The sequence below is a fragment of the Streptomyces sp. NPDC091282 genome (assembly GCF_044757385.1).
In the GTDB taxonomy this organism is placed as follows: Bacteria; Actinomycetota; Actinomycetes; order Streptomycetales; family Streptomycetaceae; genus Streptomyces; species Streptomyces gramineus.
The window spans coordinates 368536-388463 of sequence record NZ_JBIVUX010000004.1 but is presented as its reverse complement, the minus strand read 5'-3'; the positions used below and the strand labels follow the sequence as shown (position 1 = coordinate 388463).

Here is a 19928-nt window from a genome sequence, read left to right as displayed (position 1 = left end):
GCGGCCGGTCGTCATCGATCGCCCCGGGCGTGCCGGGCGAGCCGGCGCAGCGCCTCCGCGAAGTCCTCGGCCGCGCGGCGCACACTCGGCGTGTCGTGCACGCCGGGCCGGTGCAGCCAGGTGAAGGCGAGCCGGCCGCTCTGGACCGCGCCCACCACCTCCACCAGGTGCGATCCGGGGTCCCTGGGGTCGTGGTCCTGGCCGAAGGATCCGTGCTCGACCCGTACCAGGCCGCCGTGTGCCGTCTCGGGGCGGGCGTCCCACTGGCCGAGGTAGTTGAAGACCACCTGGCTGTGGGCGCCGTCGCCGAGACGGCGGCGCACCTCGGGCGGACCGAAGGTGCGCAGGGCTCCGTAGCCGAGCCCGTTGCCCGGCACGGCGCGCAGCTGGCGGCGGACCGACTTCACCAGGCCGCGCCAGTCGCGGTCAGGACCGAGGTCGTCGGGTGCGGTGACCTGGAGGACGACGGGGTGGACGGTGGTGAACCAGCCGACGGTCCGGGAGAGGTCGACGCCGTCGAAGAGGTCCTCGCGGCCATGGCCTTCGAGGTCCAGGCGGACCCGTTCACGGCCTGTCCAGCGGGCCAGCGCCAGGGCGAGCGCGGCCAGCAGGACGTCGTTGACGCGGGTGCGGTACGCGGTGGGAGCGTGGCGCAGCAGGGCGGCGGTGTCGTCCTCGTCGAGTCCGACGGTCACCTCCGCGGTGGTGGCCGTCTCGGTGTCCGCCGGTGGGCCGGCCGGAGCGGACGCGGCGGTCACCGCCTCCTCCCAGTGGGGCAGCTCGTGGTCGAGGCCGCCTTCGGCGACGTGGGCGGCGAGGGCGCGCGACCAGTCCCGGAAACTGGTGCCGCGCTCCCCCAGGTCGATGTCCTCGCCCCGGAGGGCCTGGGAGTAGGCCGTCTCCAGGTCGTCGCGCAGGATGCGCCAGGAGACGGCGTCGACGACCAGGTGGTGGGCGATCAGGAGGAGGTACGCCGGCCGGCCGGCGGACCCGGTGAACAGCGCGGCGCGCAGGTGCGGACCGTGGGCCAGGTCGAACGAGGCGTGCAGGTCGTCGGCGGCGGCCGCCATGGCCGCGTCGGCCTCCTGCTCGTCCAGGCCGGCCAGGTCGTGCCGCGCCAGGACGTCGTAGGACCCGGCGGGCGGCGGGTCGAACTGCCGCCAGCCGTCCGCTTCGCGGGTGAACCGCATGCGCAGGGCGTCGTGGTGGTCGAGCAGTGTGTCGAGGGCGCGGCGCAGCGCCTCGGGGTCGGGGACCCGGTCGAGTCCGAACAGCACCGACTGGTTGAAGTGGTGGTGGGCGCTGCGCGGGGTGGTCAGGAACCATTCCTGGATGGGAGTGAGCGGCACTTCGCCGGTGGCGGGGCCGGTGTCGGCGCGGCGGGGCGCTTCGCGGACGACGGTGGCGAGTTCGGCGACGGTCTGGTGGGTGAACAGGTCGCGGGTGGCCAGGTGCAGGCCGTCGCGGCGCAGCCGCGAGACCACCTGCATGCTGAGGATCGAGTCGCCGCCCAGGGCGAAGAAGTTGTCGTCGGCGGTGATGCCCTCCACGCCCAGTACGTCCGACCAGATGAGGGCGATGCGCTGTTCGGTGGGTGTGCGCGGGGCGGTGCCCGTCCCACCCGGCGTTCGAGCCGGGCCGGGTGCGGGCAGCGCCCGTCGGTCCGTCTTGCCGTTGGGCGTGAGCGGCAGCCGGGTCAGCGGTACGAACAGCGAGGGCACCATGTGCGGCGGCAGGTGCTCGCCCAGGTACCGGCGCAGTTCGGTGACGGGCAGGGCGGTGGCGGCCGGGTCGGTGGGCACGACGTAGGCGACGAGCCGGGCGGGTCCTGCGGGGCCGCCGTCGCGCGCCGGATCGGCCCGTACGACGACGACGGCGTCGCGCACCAGCGTGCTGCGGCGCAGGGCGCTCTCGATCTCGCCGGGTTCGATGCGGAAGCCGCGCAGTTTGACCTGCCCGTCGGCGCGTCCGGCGAACCGGAGCCGGCCGTCGGCGCCCCAGTGCACCAGGTCGCCGGTGCGGTACATCCGCTCACCCGGGGTGCCGAACGGGTCGGGGACGAAGCGGGCGGCGGTCAGTGCGGGGCGGTGCAGATAGCCGCGGGCGAGGCCGGGGCCCGCGACGTACAGCTCGCCGGTGACGAAGGGCGGGACGGGGCGCAGGGCCGCGTCCAGGACGTAGAGGCGGGTGGCGCCCGCGGGGCGGCCGATGGGCGGGGCGCCGGCGCCGGGGGTGAGCGGGCCGGTCCAGGTGGCGACGACGGTGGCCTCGGTGGGTCCGTAGGAATTGATCATCCGGCGTCCGGGGGCCCAGGTCTCGACCAGGTCGGCCGGGCAGCTCTCGGCACCGACGATCAGGGTCCGCAGGCCGGGCAGGGTCTCGGCGGTGCCGGGCGGCAGGGTGGCGAGCGCGGCGGGCGGGATCAGGGTGTGGCTGATGCGGCGTTCGGCGAGCACCTCGGCGAGCCGTTCACCGACCAGGGGTCCCTCCTCGCCGGTCACCAGGGTGGCGCCGCTGAGCAGGGAGGTGCACAGCTCCAGCACGGAGGCGTCGAAACTGGGCGAGGCGAACTGGAGGACCCGGTCGGCCGGGCGGACGTCGTACTGCTCGGCGGCCGCCGCGGCGAAGGAGGCGAGGCCGCGGTGGGTGACCGCGACGCCCTTGGGGGTTCCGGTGGAGCCGGACGTGTAGATGACGTACGCGGGGTGGTCGCAGGTGAGTGCGGCGAGGCGTTCGGCGTCGGTGGGCGCGGTGTCGGGGCCGTCGGCGCTCCACACCCCGGCCGGGTCGTCGAGGACGAGGTGCGCCCCGGCGTCGCGGATCATGAACTCCTGCCGTTTTGCCGGGTAGGCGGGGTCGATGGGCAGGAACGCCGCACCGGCCTTGGCGACGGCGAGCTGGGCGATCACCGTCTCCGCGCAGCGGGGCAGGGCGAGGGCGATCACGGTCTCGGGTCCGGCGCCCGCACCGATCAGCCGGTGGGCGAGCCGGTTGGCGGCCCGGTCGACCTCCGCGTAGGTGAGCAGCCGTTCGCCGTCCGCCAGGGCCACCGCGTCGGGGGTGCGGGCCGCCTGGCGCTGGAAGAGGTCGGCGAGGGTCGCCTCGGGAACCGCGCCGAAGGCGCCGACTCCCTTCTCCAGCAGTTCCTTGGCCTCGTCCGGACCGGTCAGCGGCAGGGCGCCGACGGGCCGGTCGGGGTCGTCGGCGACGGCGGCCAGCAAGGTGGCGAGCTGGTCGGCCATCCGTTCGACGGTGACCGCGTCGAACAGGTCGGTGCTGTAGGTGATCAGGCCGTGCAGCGCGCCGGACGCCGTCTCGGCGAACTCCAGGGTGAGGTCGAACGCCGCGTGCTCGGAGTCGGGTTCGACGTCGGTGACCTCAAGGCCGGGCAGGTCGAGGTCGGCGCCGGGGGTGTTCTGCAGCACGACCATCACCTGGAACAGGGGGCTGCGGCTGGTGTCCCGGACCGGCCGCACCTCGTCCACCAACCGCTCGAAGGGCACGTCCTGGTGGGCGAAGGCGTCCCTGACGGTCTGCCGTACGTCGGTGAGGAGCGCGCCGAACGGCCGGGCGGCGTCGACGTGCGACCGCAGGACCAGCGTGTTGACGAAGAAGCCGACCAGGCCTTGCGTCTCGGCCCGGTCGCGGCCGGAGGTCACGGTGCCGACGGCGATGTCCTCACCGCCGGTGAGCCGGGCCAGGTAGCTCTGGGCGACGGCGACGAGCGCGGTGAACAGCGTGGTGTTCCGGTCCCGGGCGACCCGGGTCAGCGCGCGGACGGTCGGAGCGGGGACGACCAGGCGGGTGGTCGCGCCTCTTCCGGTGCTCAGCGGAGGCCGGGGGCGGTCCGTGGGCAGTTCCAGGGCCTCGATCCCGGTGAGCCGCTCCTTCCAGTGGGCGAGCTGCTCCTCGGTGCCGGTGGCGCCGCCGGCCGCGCGCTGCCAGTGCGCGTAGTCGGCGTACTGCACCGGCAGCGGCGGCAACTCGATCTCCGCCAGGCCGAGTTCCGCCCGGTAGAGGTGGGCGAGGTCGCCGATCAGCACGGACGTGGACCAGCCGTCGGTGACGATGTGGTGCAGGGCGAGGACGAGCACGTGCTCGTCCTCGGCGAGCCGAAGCAGGGTGGTCCGCAGCAGGGGGCCGCGGCGCAGGTCGAAGGGGCGGGTGCGCTCCTCCGCGAGGTACCGGCGCAGCTCCGCCTCGCGGTCGGCGGACGGCAGGGGGGTGAGGTCCAGCAGCGGCAGGGGGGTTGCCCGTGGCGGCCGGACGATCTGCAGGCCCTGGCCGTCGACGCTGTCGAAGGTGGTGCGCAGCGACTCGTGCCGGGCGGTGAGGGCGTCGAGTGCCGCGTGCAGGGCACCGGTGTCCAGGGTGCCGCGCATCCGCAGCGCGAGCGCGGTGACGTACACGGCGCCGCCGGGTGCGAACTCCTCCAGGAACCAGAGGCGTTGCTGGGCGTACGACATCGGGGCCGCGGCCTCGCGGGCGACCGGGACGATGGCCGGCCGGCCGCCGTCCTCCCGTCCGCCGATCAGTTCGGCGAGCGCGGCGGGGGTGGAGTGGGTGAAGACGGCACGGGGGGTGACGTCGGTGCCGAACTCCTCGGCGAGGCGGGTGGCGAGCCGGATGCTGAGGATCGAGTCGCCGCCGAGCTGGAAGAAGTCGTCCCGCACTCCGGGCGGCTGGATGCCGAGGACGTCGGCGAAGACGCCCACGGTGCGGCGTTCGGCGTCGGTACGGGGGGCGACGTGCTCGGTCCGGGCCGTGGGTTCGGGGGCCGGGAGCGCGGCGCGGTCGATTTTGCCGTTGCCGCTGAGCGGGAGGGCCCGGAGCGGGACGAAGGCGGCGGGGACGAGGTAGTCGGGCAGGGTGCGGGCGGCGAAGTCGCGGAGCGCGTCGGCGTCGACGGCGTCCTCGCCGGCCGCCGCGACCACGTAGGCGACGAGCCGTTTGACGCCGGGCCGGTCCTCGCGGGCGAGTACGGCGACGTCGGCGACGTCCGGATGGGCGGCGAGCGCGGTCTCCACCTCGCCGGGCTCGACGCGGAAGCCGCGGATCTTCACCTGGTCGTCGGCGCGGCCGAGGAACTCCACGGCGCCGTCCGGACGCCGCCGGGCGAGGTCGCCGGTGCGGTACATGCGGGCGCCGGGCGGACCGAGGGGGTCGGCGAGGAAGCGGGCGGCGGTGTCGCCCGGGCGTCCCAGGTAGCCGCGTGCGACGCCCTCGCCGGCGAGGTACAGCTCCCCCGCGCAGCCGGGCGGGACGCTGCGCAGCCGGGCGTCCAGGACGTGGACGCGCATGTCGTCCAGCGGATGGCCGATGGGCACCGTGGCGGGCACCGCGGACGGGTCGGCGAGGGCGAGCGAGGTGGCGAAGGTGGTGGTCTCGGTGGGGCCGTAGCCGTCCACCACGGTCAGTCCGGGGCAGGCGGCGAGCACGTCGCGCACGGACTGGGCGGGCACCACGTCGCCGCCGGTCCACACCTGGGACAGGCCGCGGAAGCAGTCCGGGGCGTCCTGGGCGAGCAGCCGGAACAGGCCGGCGGTCACCCACAGCGAGGTCAGCCGGCCGTCGGCCGCCAGGCGGCGCACCACGGTGGCGTCGACGTCCCCTGCGGGGGCGACGACGACGCGGCCGCCGTTGAGCAGCGGCGCCCACACCTCGAAGGTGGCGGCGTCGAAGGCGGCCGGCGAATGCAGGAGCACGCGGTCGCAGGCGCCCCCGGCGAAGCGGCTGTCGGTGGCCAGCGCGGCGATGTCGCGGTGCCGTACCGCGACCGGTTTGGGGCGGCCGGTGGAGCCGGAGGTGAACATCACGTAGGCCAGCCGGTCCGGTTCGGCGACCGGGAGCGCCGTGGCGGGCGGTGCGGTGCGGGCGGCGGTGACGTCGGCCGCGGTGAGGCGGACGGCGGCGCCGGCCTGTGCGAGCAGGACGCGGCGGCGTTCCTCGGGGGCGCGGGTGTCGACGGGCACGTACACGCCGCCGGCGAGGAGGACGGCGAGCTGGGCGACGACGAGTTCGGCCGAGCGGTCCATGGTGAGCCCGACGCGGTCCTCGGCGGCCAGTCCGTCGGCGAGCAGCCTGGCGGCGAGCCGTCCGGCCCAGTCGGCGAGGGCGGCGTAGGTCAGTTCACGCCCGCCGTCGCTGACCGCGACCGCCTCGGGAGCGCGCCGGGCCTGTGCGGCGAACACCTCCAGCGGGCCGGTTTCCGCGGCGGGGCGAGCGGTGTTGTTCCAGGCGGTCAGCAGGTCCCGGTCGGCGTCGGTGAGCAGGTCCAGGGCGGCGAGGTCGCCGTCGAGGTCCTCGGCCAGGGCGGTGAGCAGGGCGGCGAGCCGTCCGGCGACGCGTTCGGCGGTGTCGTGGTCGAAGAGGGCGGGATCGTAGGCCAGGTCGAAGCCGAGCCGTTCGGTCAGGTGGGCGCGCAGGCACCAGGGGAAGGTGGTGGCGTCGTCGGCGCGCACCTCCTCGACGCACACGCCGGTGCGTGCCGTCGTGGACTCGTCGACGGGATAGTTCTCGAACACGAGCATGCTGTCGAACAGTGCTTCCCCGGGCGGGACGTCGCTGACGGACCGGATGCGGGACAGGGCGAGGTGGTCGTGGCGGCGGGCCTCGCTCTGCTCGTCCTGGAGGCCGCGCAGCCAGGGCAGCACGGATCCCGAGGGGATGCGGACCCGGGTCGGCACGGTGTTGATGAACATGCCGATCATGGTCTCGACGCCGGGCAGTTCGGCCGGGCGGCCGGAGACGGTGGTGCCGAAGACGACGTCGTCGCGGCCCGCGTGGCGGGCCAGGAGCAGCCCCCAGGCGCCCTCGACGACGGTGTTGACGGTGAGTCCCGCGCGTGCGGCGCTCTCCCTGAGCCGCCGCGAGACGTCCTCGCCCAGTTCGCGGCGGGCGGCGGCGCCGGAGCGGGCCCGGTGCGCCTCGGTGGGGACCCGGTCGTAGGGCAGCGGGGTGCGGGCGGTGAAGCCGGAGAGCGCCTCGGTCCAGTACGCCTCGGCTGCTCCCGGGTCCTGGGCGGCCGTCCAGTGCAGGTGGTCCGCGAACGGCCGGCGCAGTGGGGGCGGGGTGTCGGGGCCGCCGGTGAGGGCGGCGTAGCGTTCGCAGACCTCGGTCAGCAGTTGTCCGGTGCTCCAGCCGTCGAGGGCTATGTGGTGGGTCGACCACACCAGGAGCACTTCGTCGCCGGGCAGGGCGGCCAGGGTGAGACGCGTCAGCGGCGCGACGGCGAGGTCCAGGCCGGCCGCCCGGTCGTCCGCGAGCAGCCGCTCGGTGCGCTCCGCCCGCCGGCCGGGTGCGAGTGCGCGCCAGTCGAGGTGGGTGACCGGCAGCTCGGCGCGGCGGTGGACGATCTGCACGGGGTGGGGCAGCGCCTTCCAGTGGACGCTGGTGCGCAGGGCCGGGGTGCGGTCGGCGACCTGCTGCCAGGCGGCGGCGAAGACGTGCGGGTCGGCGACGCCGGACAGGCGCACGGCCGTGCGGTCGGCGTAGGCGCTGACGGTGTCGACCAGACCGTGGAAGAGCATGCCTGACTGGAGCGGGGTGAGCGGGAGGACGTCCTCGGTCGTGCGGCCGTCGCCGATGAGCCGGTCGAGCTGGTCCTGGGTGAGGTGGGCCAGGGGGAAGTCGGAGGGGGTGCGGCCGCCGGCGCCGGGGCGCGCGCAGTGCGCCGCGATGTCGCGCAGGGCGGCTGCCGTCTGCTCCGCCAGCCGGCGGACGGTGGCCTCGTCGTAGACGGCCGGCGGGTAGGTCCAGCCGAGTTCCAGCCGGCCCTGCTGGACGACGCCGGTGACGTCCAGCAGGTAGGGGCGGTCCTCGTCGGGGTCGGTGTCGCGGCCGGCCGGGGGCAGGGAGCCGCGGAACAGGCCGTCGGCCGCCGAGCCGCCGGTGTCCCACTGCCCGTGGTAGTTGAAGCCGATCAGCGGGGCGGGGGCCTCGCCGGGCGTACCGCCGGGCGCCAGGTGGCGCAGGGCTCCGTGGCCGAGGCCGTGGCCGGGCACGGCGCGGAGCTGCTCCTTGACCGAGCGGAGGGTGTCGTGCCAGCCGGCGTCGGGGTCGACGCGCAGGGCGAGAGGGTACTCGGCGGTGAACCAGCCGACGGTGCGGGAGAGGTCCACGTCGTCGAAGAGGTCCTCGCGGCCGTGTCCCTCCACCCCGAGCAGGATCCGGTCGCGTCCGCACCACCGGGCCAGCGTGCGGCCGAGGGCGCTGAGCAGGATGTCGCCCACCTGGGTGCGGTAGACCTCCGGGACCTGGCGCAGCAGGGTGTCGGTGGTCGTCTCGTCGAGGGTGACGGTGACCGTGTCCGCGGTGCCGTGCGTGTTGGGGCCGGGCCGTCCGGGTGGCAGCGGGGCGGGCGCCTCGGCGGTACGGGCCCAGTACGGCAGGTCGGCGTCGAAGCCGCCCGAGCGGGTGTGGTGCTCCAGCCTGGCGGCCCAGCGGGCCACGGGCGTACCGACGGGCGGCAGCGCGACGGGGTCTCCGGCCGCCGCGGCCCGGTGCGCCGTTTCCAGGTCGGCGAGCAGGATGCGCCAGGAGACGCCGTCGATCACCAGGTGGTGGGCGGTGACGACGAGTTGGCCCGCGCGGCCCGGTCCCCGGTCGAGGAACAGGACGCGGACGACCCGGCCCTCGGTGGGGTCGAGGGCGCGCTGCGCCTCGTCGGTGAGCCGCTGGACCTCTGCTTCCAGGGCGGTGCTGTCCGGCGCGCTCGTCCCGTGCCGGGTGAAGACGGGGTGCGGCGCCTCGGGCAGGGCCTCCTGGGTCCAGCCGTCGGCGGTGCGGCGGAAGCGGGTGCGAAGAGCCGCGTGGTGGCGGACGACGGCGTCCACGGCCCGGTGCAGGGCGACCGGGTCGGTGTCCGGGGCCAGTTCCAGGCGCTGGGTCATGGTGAAGCGCAGCGGGTCGCGCGGGTCGCGGCCGTCGAGGTACCAGTGCTGGATCGGGGTGAGCGGCGCCTCGCCGGTCTGCGGCGCCTCGGCCGCCGCGGGCGGAGCCGACTCGGCGGTGCGCAGGGCGAGTTCGGCGATGGTCTGGTGGCGGAAGACGTCCTTCGTGGTGAGGGCGAGGCCGGCCTGCCGGGCGCGGGAGACGATCTGGATGCTGAGGATGGAGTCGCCGCCGAGCGAGAAGAAGTTGTCGCGGGCGCCGACGCGTGCGACGCCGAGCACCTCGGCCCAGATCGCGGCGAGGCGTTCCTCGGTGCCGGGCCGCGGGGCGACGTAGGCGGTGGTGCTGTCGGGCTGGGCGGGCGGGGCGGGCAGGGCCCGCCGGTCGGTCTTGCCGCCGGTGGTGCGCGGAATACGGGCCAGCGGCACGAACGCGGTGGGCACCATGTGGTCGGGCAGGGAGCGCCGCAGCTCGACCCGGAGCGCGTCGGCCGTGGGAGTGCGCCCGTCGGCGGGCACGACGTAGCCGACCAGCATCAGGCGGCCGGCGTGTTCTCGGGCGGTGACGGCGGCGTCGGCGACGTCCGGGAGGGCGCGCAGGGCCGCCTCCACCTCGCCGGGCTCGATGCGGAAGCCGCGGATCTTGACCTGTTCGTCGACGCGCCCCAGGAACTGGAGCAGCCCGTCCCGGTCCCAGCGGACGCGGTCGCCGGTGCGGTACATCCGCTCCCCCGGCGCGCCGATCGGGTCGGCGACGAAGCGCCCGGCGGTCAGGCCCGGCCGGTCCAGGTAGCCGCGGGCCACCTGCGCCCCGGCCAGGTACAGCTCGCCCGGTACGCCGGGCGGCACCGGGCGCAGCCGGCCGTCGAGGACGTAGGCGCGCGAGCCGCCGCCGGGGCGGCCGATGACAGGGCGGCCGGGGCGGTCGCCGACACGGCCGTAGACGGAGTCGACGGTGCACTCGGTGGGCCCGTACATGTTGTGGACGGCCAGGCCGTGGTCGCGTTCGGCCGCGGCCAGTTCGTGCCACAGGGCGAGGGGGATCGCCTCGCCGCCGACGAGGAGCAGGCCGGGACGGTGGCGGCCGGGCGCGAGCAGTCCGGCGGACAGCAGTTCGCGCAGGAACGACGGGGTGACATTGACCCAGTCCAGGCGTTCGCGGTCGATCTGGGCGCAGAACGCCTCCGGATCCAGGCGTACGTCGTCGTCCACGAGGTGCACCTGGTGGCCGAGGGCGAGCAGCAGCGAACCCTCCCAGGAGGTGTCGAACGAGAAGGAGGCGCTGAGGGCGGCGCGCAGCCGTCGTCCGTCCGCGGTGTGCGCCGCGAGCAGTCCGTCGCGGTGGTCGTGGCAGAGGTTGACCAGTTGGCGGTGTTCGACGAGGACGCCTTTGGGTCGGCCGGTGGAGCCCGACGTGTAGACGATGTAGGCGGCGTTCTCGGGCCGCAGCGGCCGTACCCGGTCGGCGTCGGTGGGATCGTGGGCGGGCAGCCGGTCCCAGGGCACGTCGTCGAGGCCGCTGAGCAGCGTGTGCGGGCGGGCGTCGGCGAGCAGCAGGCGCCTGCGTTCGGCGGGCAGCGCGGGGTCGAGGCAGAGCACCGTGGCGCCCGCCTTGAGGACCGCGAGCACGGCGGCCACCAGCTGCGCGGTGCGGGGCAGTTGGACCGCGACGACCTGTTCGGGTCCGGCCCCGCGGGCGATCAGGTGGTGGGCGAGGCGGTTGGCGCGCTCGTTCAGGGCGGCGAAGTCGTAGGTGGTGTCGCGGGCCGCCAGGGCGGTGGCGTGCGGGGTGCGGGCGGCCTGCGCCTCGAACAGGGCGGGGAAGACGGTGGCGGGTCCGGACACGCGGGTACCGCGGCCGAACCGCAGCACCTCCTCCTCCTGGGCTCGGGTCATCAACGGCAGGTCGCCCACGGCCCGGCCGGGGTCCTCGGCGGCGGCCCGGAGCAGGGTGCGCAGACGGGCGGTGAGCAGTTCGGCGGTCTCGGTGTCGAAGAGGCCGGTGTCGTACTCCAGGTAGCAGGTCAGGCCGCCGTCGCGCTCGACGAAGTCGAAGGCGAGGTCGAAGGTGGCGGTGCGCACGGGCGGGGTCACCGCCGTCGCCTCCAGGCCGGGCAGCCGGGGCTCCCGCGCGCCGACGTTGTGCAGGGAGACCATGACCTGGAAGAGAGGGGTGCGGCTGGTGTCCCGTTCGGGCTGGACGGCGTCCACCACTTCTTCGAAGGGGGCCTCCTGGTGGGCGAAGGCGTCCAGGACGGTGCCGCGCACCTCGGTCAGCAGCTGGAGGAAGGTCCGCTCCTCGCGCACCTGTGAGCGCAGTGCGAGGGTGTTGACGAACATGCCGACCACATCGTGCAGTTCGGGCCGGTCGCGACCGGCCGTGACGGTGCCGACCGTGATGTCCTGCTGCCCTGACCAGCGGGACAGGAGTATCTGGCAGGCGGTCACCAGGGTCATGTACAGGGTGGCGTCGGCGGTCCGGCCGCGTTCGCGCAGCCGCTCGGTGAGGTCGGCGGGCAGGGTGAACGTCGTCAGGGCGCCCGTGCGGCCGCGGGTGGCCGGCCGGGGCCGGTCGGTGGGCAGCTCCAGCGGGGTGACGCCGTCCAGGACGCGCCGCCAGTGGTCGAGGTGGCCCGCGACGCGGTCGGCGCGGTCGCGCTGCCAGGCGGCGAAGTCCGCGTAGCGCACGGGCAGTGCGGGCAGGTCGGCCGGGCGGTCGGCCAGGGCGGCGGCGTACAGCTCGCCCAGGTCGCGGCCGAGGACGCCGAGGGACCAGCCGTCGGTGACGATGTGGTGCATGGCCAGGACGAGGACGTGTTCGGCGGAGTCGACCCGGGCCAGGCGGGCCCGCAGCAGGGGTCCGGTGGCCAGGTCGAAGGGGGTGCTCGCCTCCCGGAGCAGGAGGGCGTCCAGGGCCGCGGCGTCCGGGCAGTGCGCCACGGGCAGTTCCACCGGGGCCGGCGGGTGGACGACCTGCCGTGCGGTGCCGTCCTGTTCGGCGAAGGTGGTGCGCAGCGCCTCGTGCCGGGCGACCAGGCTCTCCAGGGCGCGGCGCAGCGCGCCGCTGTCGAGCGGGCCGCGCAGCCGGAGCACGGAGAGGGTGGTGTACTCGGTGCTGCCCGGTTCGAACCGGTCGAGGAACCACAGGCGCTGCTGGGCGTGCGACAGGGGCGCCGGGGTGTGCGGGTCGGTGGCCGGGACGGTGTCGGGGGTGCCGGGGGCCGGGCGGTCGCCGAGGGCGGCGGCGAGGTCGGCGAGGACCGGGTGGGTGAACAGCAGCCGCGGGGACACGCCGGAGCCGAAGGCGGCACGCAGCCGGGAGACGACCCGGACGGCGAGCAGGGAGTCGCCGCCGAGGGCGAAGAAGTTGTCGTGCGCGCCGACCTCGTCGATGTCCAGGACGTCGGTCCAGGCGGCGGCGACGAGTCGTTCGGCCTCGGTGCGCGGCGCGACGCGCGTACCGTCGGCCGCGAAGCCGTCGGGACCGGGCGCGGGCAGGGCCCGCCGGTCGAGCTTGCCGTTGACGGTGAGCGGCAGCGCGGCCATCGGCACGTAGGCGGCGGGCACCATGTAGGCGGGCAGGGACCGTTCCAGGTGTGCGCGGAGTCCGGCGGCGGGCGGGGGCGGCACGCTCCGGTCGCCGGTGCCCGTGCCGACGACGTGGGCGACCAGGCGGCGGGTGCCCGTGGTGTCCTCGTAGACGCCCACGGCCGCGGCCGTGACCCCCGGGTGGGCGCGCAGCGCGGCCTCGATCTCGCCGGGTTCGATGCGGTAGCCGCGGATCTTGACCTGCTGGTCGGCGCGGCCCAGGTACTCCAGGGTGCCGTCCAGGCGCCGGCGGGCCCGGTCGCCGGTGCGGTACATGCGGTCGCCGGGACGGCCGAAGGGGTCGGCGAGGAAGCGTGCGGCGGTCAGACCGGGCCGGTTGAGGTAGCCGCGGGCCAGGCCCTGTCCGGCGACGTACATCTCGCCCACGGCACCGGGCGGTACGGGGCTCAGCGTGCCGTCCAGCAGATGGACGCGCAGGTCGGGGATGGCGGTGCCGATCGGGCTGCCGGTCCCCGCGCCGGGGGTGGTGCCGTCCAGGGGCGCGTAGGTGACGTGCACGGTGGTCTCGGTGATGCCGTACATGTTGACCAGCCGCGGCGCGGTGTCCGCGTGGCGGGTGTACCAGTCGGTGAGGCGGGTGACGTCCAGTGCCTCGCCACCGAAGATCACCGTGCGCAGCGCCAGCCGGGCGCCCGTGTCGGGGTGGTCGGCGTCGGCGCGGACGAGCGGGTAGAACGCGGACGGGGTCTGGTTGAGGACGGTGACCCGTTCGTCGGCGAGCAGCCGCAGGAAGTCCTCCGGGGAGCGGACCGTGTCGTCGGGGACGACGACGAGCCGGCCGCCGTGCAGCAGCGGGCCCCACAGCTCCCACACGGAGAAGTCGAAGGCGTAGGAGTGGAACAGCGTCCACACGTCGTCGGGGCCGAAGCCGAACCACTGCCGGGTGCAGGTGAACAGCCGGACGACGGCGGCGTGCGGGATGACGACGCCCTTGGGGCGCCCGGTGGAGCCGGAGGTGTAGATGGCGTAGGCAGGGCTCTGCGCGAGCGGGCGGTGTCCCGGGGCCGCGGGGCCCGCGGCGGGGCGGCGGGCCAGGTCGGCGCGGACGTCCGGGTCGTCGAGAGCCAGGACGGGAACGGCGGCGACGGCGGTGGCGGTGGCCTCCGTGGTGGTCACCAGGGCCACCGCGGAGGTGTCGGTGAGGAGATGGGCGACGCGTTCGGCGGGGAGCCGGGGGTCGACGGGCAGGTAGGCGGCGCCGGTCTTGAGGACGGCGAGGACGGCGACGACGAGGTCGGTGCCGCGGGGCAGGGCGAGGGCGACGTACCGCTCGGGCCGGGCGCCGAGTCCGGCGAGCCGATGGGCGAGGCGTCCGGCGCGGGCGTCCAGGGTGGCGTAGTCCAGGCGCTCGTCGCCGCAGGTGACGGCCTCGGCGGTGGGGGTACGGGCGGCCTGCGCCTCGAAGAGGTCGACCAGGGTCAGCTCGGGCCGCTGCGCCGCGTACGGCTCCTCCGGGGCCGGGCGGTGTTCCTCGGCGGCCGTGCGGGCGAGGGCGCGCAGCGGGCGGTCGGGGTCCTCGGCCAGCTGGGCGAGGAGCAGGCACAGCCGGTCGGCGAGGGAACGCACGGTCGCCGTGTCGAACAGGGCGGGATCGTAGGCCAGGTCGAAGTGGAAGCGTTCGCCCTGGTGGGCCCGCAGCATGAGCGGGTAGTTGGTGGCGTCGCGGCCCGCGACGTCGGCCAGGCGTATCCCGGAGGCGGCCGAACGGGCCTGGTCGAAGGGGTAGTTCTCGAAGGCGACCAGGCTGTGGAAGAGCGGGCTGCCGGACGGCATGTCGCTCAGGGCGGTCAGTTCGGCGAGGGAGACGGCGGCATGGCGGCGGGCCTCGGCCTGGGCCTCCTGGAGGTCGCGCAGCCAGGCGGTCGCGGTGCGGGCGCCGTCCACGCGCACCCGGGTGGGCAGGGTGTTGATGAACATGCCGACCATCGACTCGACGCCGGGCAGGTCGTCGGGGCGTCCGGAGACGGTGGTGCCGAACAGCACCTCCGGCTCGGCGCTGTAGCGGGACAGCAGCAGCGCCCAGGCGCCCTGGACGACGGTGCCGAGCGTGAGGCCGGCGGCGCGGGAGGCGCGGGCGAGCCGGGCGGATGTCTCCTCGCAGAGCGTGCCGGTGTGCACGGCCGTCGAACGGGTCTCGTGCCCAGGGCGCAGGGCGCGGTCGGCGGGCAGCGCGGTGGGGGCCGAGAACCCGGCGAGCACGCCGCTCCAGTAGGCGCGCACGGCCTCGGTGTCCTGTCCGGCGAGCCAGCGCACGTAGTCGCCGAAGGGGCGGCGCGGCGGCGGTGGGGTCGCCGCGCCGGTGGTGAGCGAGGCGTACTCGTCGAAGACCTCGGTGAGGACCTGGGCCAGGCTCCAGCCGTCGAGGATCAGGTGGTGCGAGGTCCACAGCAACTGGACCCTGGCGTCGGGCAGCCGGACCAGGGTGAGCCGCATCAGGGGCGCGGCGGCGAGGTCCAGGCCCTGGGCGAGGTCGTCGGAGCGCAGCCGGCCGAGGCGGGTGTCGCGTTCGTCGGCGTCCAGGTCCCGCCAGTCCAGGACGGTCAGGGGCACGTCGACGTCGCGGTGCACCACCTGGAGCGGGACGGGCACGTCTTCCCACACCACCGAGGTGCGCAGGGCGGGGGTGCGGTCGGTCACCCGCTGCCACGCGGTGCTCAGCGCGTCGGGGTCGTCCACGCCCTCCAGCAGCAGCGCTGCCTGGTCGACGTAGACGTCGTCGGGGCCACCGACCAGGCGGTGGAAGAGCATGCCCTCCTGGAGCGGGGTGAGCGGGAGCAGGTCCTCGATCCGACGGCCGTCGCCGGCCAGCCGGTCCACGCGGGCCTGGTCGAGGCGGGCCAGCGGGAAGTCGGAGGGGGTGCGGCCGCCGGCGCCGGGCCGGGCGCAGTGCTCGGTGACGGCCGTGAGCGCGCGGACCATGCCGTCGGCCAGGTCCTCCACCGTCCCGGCCCGGTGCACCTGGTCGCTGTAGTGCCAGGTGATCTCCAGTTCGCCGTCGGTCACCAGGGCGGAGACGTCCAGCAGGTGGTCCAGCGGTTCGTCCGGCCGTGTCTCCCGGCCGGGCGCCTGGCCGCCGGGCGCGAAGTCGCCCCCGCCGGACGCCTCCCACTGGCCGTGGTAGGTGAAGCAGACCTGGGGCAACGACGCCTCGCGCAGCGCGCGGCTCTCCGGGCGGGGCGAGCCGAGGTGGGCGAGGGCCTGGTAGCCGAGGCCGCGGCGGGGCACCGCCCGCAGTTGCTCCTTGACGGCCTTGAGGGTGGTCCCCCAGTCGCCTCGGCCGCCCGGGGTGAGCGTGACCGGGTACTGGGTGGTGAACCAGCCCACGGTCCGCGCCAGATCGGCGCCCTCGACCAGATCCTCCTCGCGCCCGTGGCCCTCCAGGGTGACGGTGACCCGTTCGTCGCCCGTCCAGTCGGTGAGCACCCGGCTCAGGGCGCTCAGCAGCACGTCGTTGACCTGGGTGCGGTAGGCGCCCGGGACCCGGCGCAGCAGCGCGTCGGTGGTGGCGCGGTCCAGCCGGGTCCGTACGGTGCGCACGGAGCCGGCCAGAGGGACGCCGGGCAGGTCGGCGGGGAGCGGGGCGGGCGGGGTGGCGACCTGGGCTGTCCAGTACGGCAGTTCGTCGTCGAAGGCGCCCGCGCGGACCTGTTCCGCCAGTGCCCGCGCCCACGCGGCGAAGGCGGTCCGCTCCGGCTCGGGGCGGGGCTCCTCCCCCGCCGCGGCCTGCCGGTAGGCCTGCTCCAGATCGGTGAGCAGCACCCGCCAGGAGACGCTGTCGACCGCGAGGTGGTGGACGGTCAGGAACAGGCGCGGGCGGTGGCGGCCCGGCAGCAGGACAGCGCGTACCAGCGCTCCGGTGGCCGGGTCCAGCGCGGCGCGGGCGGCGTCCGCGGCCTCGGCGTCCGCGGCTTCCGGGTCCGCCGATTCGGGGGCGGTGAGTCCGGCGTGTGCGGGGAGGCGGGTCAGCAGGCCGGTGACCGGGCCCGTGCCCGGCTCCTGGCGCCAGCCCTCCCCGGTGCGGGTGAAGCGGGCGCGCAGCGCGGGGTGCCGGACCACGACCGCTTCCAGCGCCCTTTCCAGCGCGGGTCCGTCCAGGTCCGCGGGCAGGTCGAGCAGCATCGACATGCTGAGGCGGCGCGGGCCGTGGGTGGCGAGGAACCATTCCTGGACGGGGGTGAGGGGGGCGGGGCCGTCGTCGTCCAGCGGGCCTCGGGGCGGGGGCGGGGCGGCGCTCCGCCGGGACGCGGCGGCGACGAGGTCGGCCACCGTCTGGTGGCGGAAGACGTCCTGCGAGCCGATCCGCAGGCCGGCGGCGCGGGCGCGCGAGACGGCCTGGATGCTCAGGATGGAGTCGCCGCCCAGTTCGAAGAAGTTGTCCGTGACGCCGACCCTGCCGACACCGAGCACCTCTGCCCAGATGGCGGCCAGCGTCTCCTCGGCGGGGGTGCGCGGGGCGACGTGCTCCTGCCGCCGGTCGGCGCCCTCCACGTCGGGCGCCGGCAGGGCGCGGCGGTCCAGCTTGCCGCTGGTGGTCAGCGGCAGCGAGGGCAGCGCGGTGAAGGAGGAGGGCACCATGTGGCCGGGCAGCACCCGGTTCAGGGCGGCGCGGAGATCGGCGGGGGCGGGCGCGGCGCGGCCGGGTACCGGAACGACGTAGGCGGCGAGCCGGGTGTGGCCGCGGGGGTCGGTCAGACCGACGACCGCCGCCGCGGCGACCTGCTCCAGGTCCAGCAGAGCGGCCTCGATCTCGCCGGGTTCGATGCGATGGCCGCGGACCTTGACCTGGTCGTCGGCGCGGCCGAGGTAGTCCAGGCGCCCGTCGCCGGTCCAGCGGGCCAGGTCGCCGGTGCGGTACATGCGGTTCCCGGGCGGGCCGTACGGGTCGGCGGGGAAGCGGGTGGCCGTCAGTCCCGGCCGCCCGGAGTAGCCGCGGGCCAGTTGCCCGCCGGCGAGGTACAGCTCGCCGCCGACGCCGGGCGGCACCGGGCGCAGCAGGTCGTCCAGGACGTAGGCCCGGACGCCCGGCAGCGGGCGGCCCACCAGCGGCCGGTCGGCGGCCTCGATGCGGCAGGCCAGCGCGTCGACCGTGCACTCGGTGGGGCCGTAGAAGTTGTAGGCGGCCACGTCCGGGAGCGCGGCCAGTTCCCGCCACAGGGCGGGGTCCAGGGCCTCGCCGCCGAGCATCAGGACGCTCGGGTGGTGGCGGGGGTCGGTGAGTAGTCCGGCGGGCAGCAGTTGCCGCAGGTAGGAAGGGGTGACGTCGAGGAAGTCGACGCGGTGTTCGACCACGTACTCGACCAGGGCGGCCGGATCCCGGCGGGTCTCCTCGTCCACCAGATGCAACGGGTGGCCGTCGGACAGCAGCAGGAGGCCTTCGAGGGAGGTGTCGAAGGAGAACGACGCGGTCAGTGCCACCCGGAGCGGTCCGCCGCCCGCGTCGGCGACGAACCCGGCCCGATGGGCGGCGAGGAGGCGGACCGCCGAACGGTGCGGGACGGCGACGCCCTTGGGGCGACCGGTGGAGCCGGAGGTGTAGATGACGTACGCGGTGTTCCGCGGATCCAGGCCGTCGCGGGCGGGGTCGGTGCCGGGAGCGGTGTCCGGTACGGCCCGCAGCGCGTCCTCGTCCAGGACCAGCGCGGGGCGGGCGTCCGCCAGCAGGTGGGCGACGCGTTCCTCGGGCAGGGCGGGGTCCAGCGGAAGATAGCCCGCGCCGGACTTCCAGACGGCGAGGATCGCCGTGATCATGTCGGCGGTGCGCGGCAGTCTGAGCGCGACCAGCCGTTCGGGTCCGGCGCCGCGTGCGATCAGGTGGTGGGCGAGGCGGTTGGCTCGGGCGTCGAGCGTGGCGTAGTCGAGGCGCTCACCGCCGGCCACCAGGGCGAGGGCGTCGGGGGTGCGGGCCACCTGCCGGGCGAACAGGTCGGCGCAGGTGGTGTCTTCGACGGGACGGGCCTCGGTGATGCCGGTGGCGAGGGTCCGCCGCGTCTCCTCCTCGGACAGCAGCGGCAGGGCGCCGACGGGCTGGTCGGGTGCGGCCGCGGCGCCTTCGAGCAGGCGCAGCAGCTGTCGGGCCATGCGCTGGGCGGTGGACGCGTCGAACAGGTCGGTGCGGTACTCCAGCAGGCAGGTCAGCGCCTCGCCGTCGGGGACGAATTCGACGCTCAGGTCGAAGGTGGCCGTCTGCCGGGGCACGGCGACCGGGGTGGCGGTCAGGCCGTCGAACGCGGAGGCGGCGGGAGGATCGGAGTGCAGCAGCACCATCACGTCGAACAGCGGGTTGCGGCCGGCCTCGCGGGTCGCGCCGACGGCTTCGACGATCCGCTCGAACGGCGTGTCCCCGTGCGCGAAGGCGCTGTTGACGGTGGCGGCGGTGCTGGTCAGCAGGTCGCTGAAGGAGGCGGAGGGCTCGACCCGGGTGCGCAGGACCACCGTGTTGACGTAGAGGCCGACGGCGCGTTCGAGGTCGGTGCGGGTCCGGCCGGGGGTGAGCGAGCCGACGGTGATGTCGTCGCGGCCGGACCAGCGGGCCAGCAGGGCCTGGGTGGCGGCGACCAGGGCGGCGTACAGGGTGGTGTGCCGTTCACGGGCCAGTTCGCCGAGCCGGGCGGTGAGCGGCGCGGGAACGGTGAAGGTGTGTACGGCGCCGGCGCCCGCTTCCTCGCCGCGCCGGGGCCGGTCCAGGGGCAGGTCGGGCGCCACCGCCCCTGACAAACGCTCCCGCCAGTGGGCGAGGTGGCGTTCCAGGCGCTCTCCGGAGAGCTGTTCGCGCTGCCACACGGCGAAGTCGGGGTACTGGACCGCGGTCGGCGGCAGCTCCACGCCCGTGCCCCGGGCCAGGGCCGTGTAGGCGGTGCTCAGCTGGTCGAGGACCACGCCCATCGACCAGCCGTCCGTCACGATGTGATGGGCGGTCAGCAGCAGGACGTGGACGGTGTCCGACTCGCGCAGCAGCAGGGCGCGCAGCAGGGGGCCGTGGCGCAGGTCGAAGGGGCGGGCGTACTCCGCGAGCAGGTCCGCGTCCAGGTCCGCGGTGTCCCGCAGCGGCAGCGGCACCGGGGCCGCCGGGCGCACGCTCTGCGCCGGCCGGCCGTCGCTCTCCTCGAACGTGGTGCGCAGCGCCTCGTGGCGCTCCAGGACCAGCGCCAGCGCCTGTTGCAGGGCGTCGCGGTGCAGTGCGCCGGTCAGGCGCACGGCGACCGCGCTGTTGTAGCGGGCGTCGCCGGGCCGCAGCCGGTCCAGGAACCACAGGCGCTGCTGGGCGAAGGACAGCGGCAGCGGGCGGTCGCGGTCGGCGCGCGCGATGCCCCGCGCGGCGTCGGGTCCGCCCTGGCGGGCCCGTCCGGCCAGCCGGCGCCGCAGCGCCTCCCGCATCTCCTCGGGCAGGGCGTCGGCGCGGTCTCGCTTCGAAGGCTTCGAAGACGTCAT

General features: G+C 75.5%; 1 protein-coding gene. It reads right to left on the bottom strand.

Annotated features, from left to right (window positions below; translation table 11 throughout):
• Positions 1-11 precede the first annotated feature (11 nt).
• Positions 12-19928: a non-ribosomal peptide synthase/polyketide synthase gene (locus ACIQOE_RS20560; RefSeq protein WP_401412831.1), complete on the bottom strand. Its 19917-nt coding sequence runs from the start codon at positions 19926-19928 to the stop codon at positions 12-14.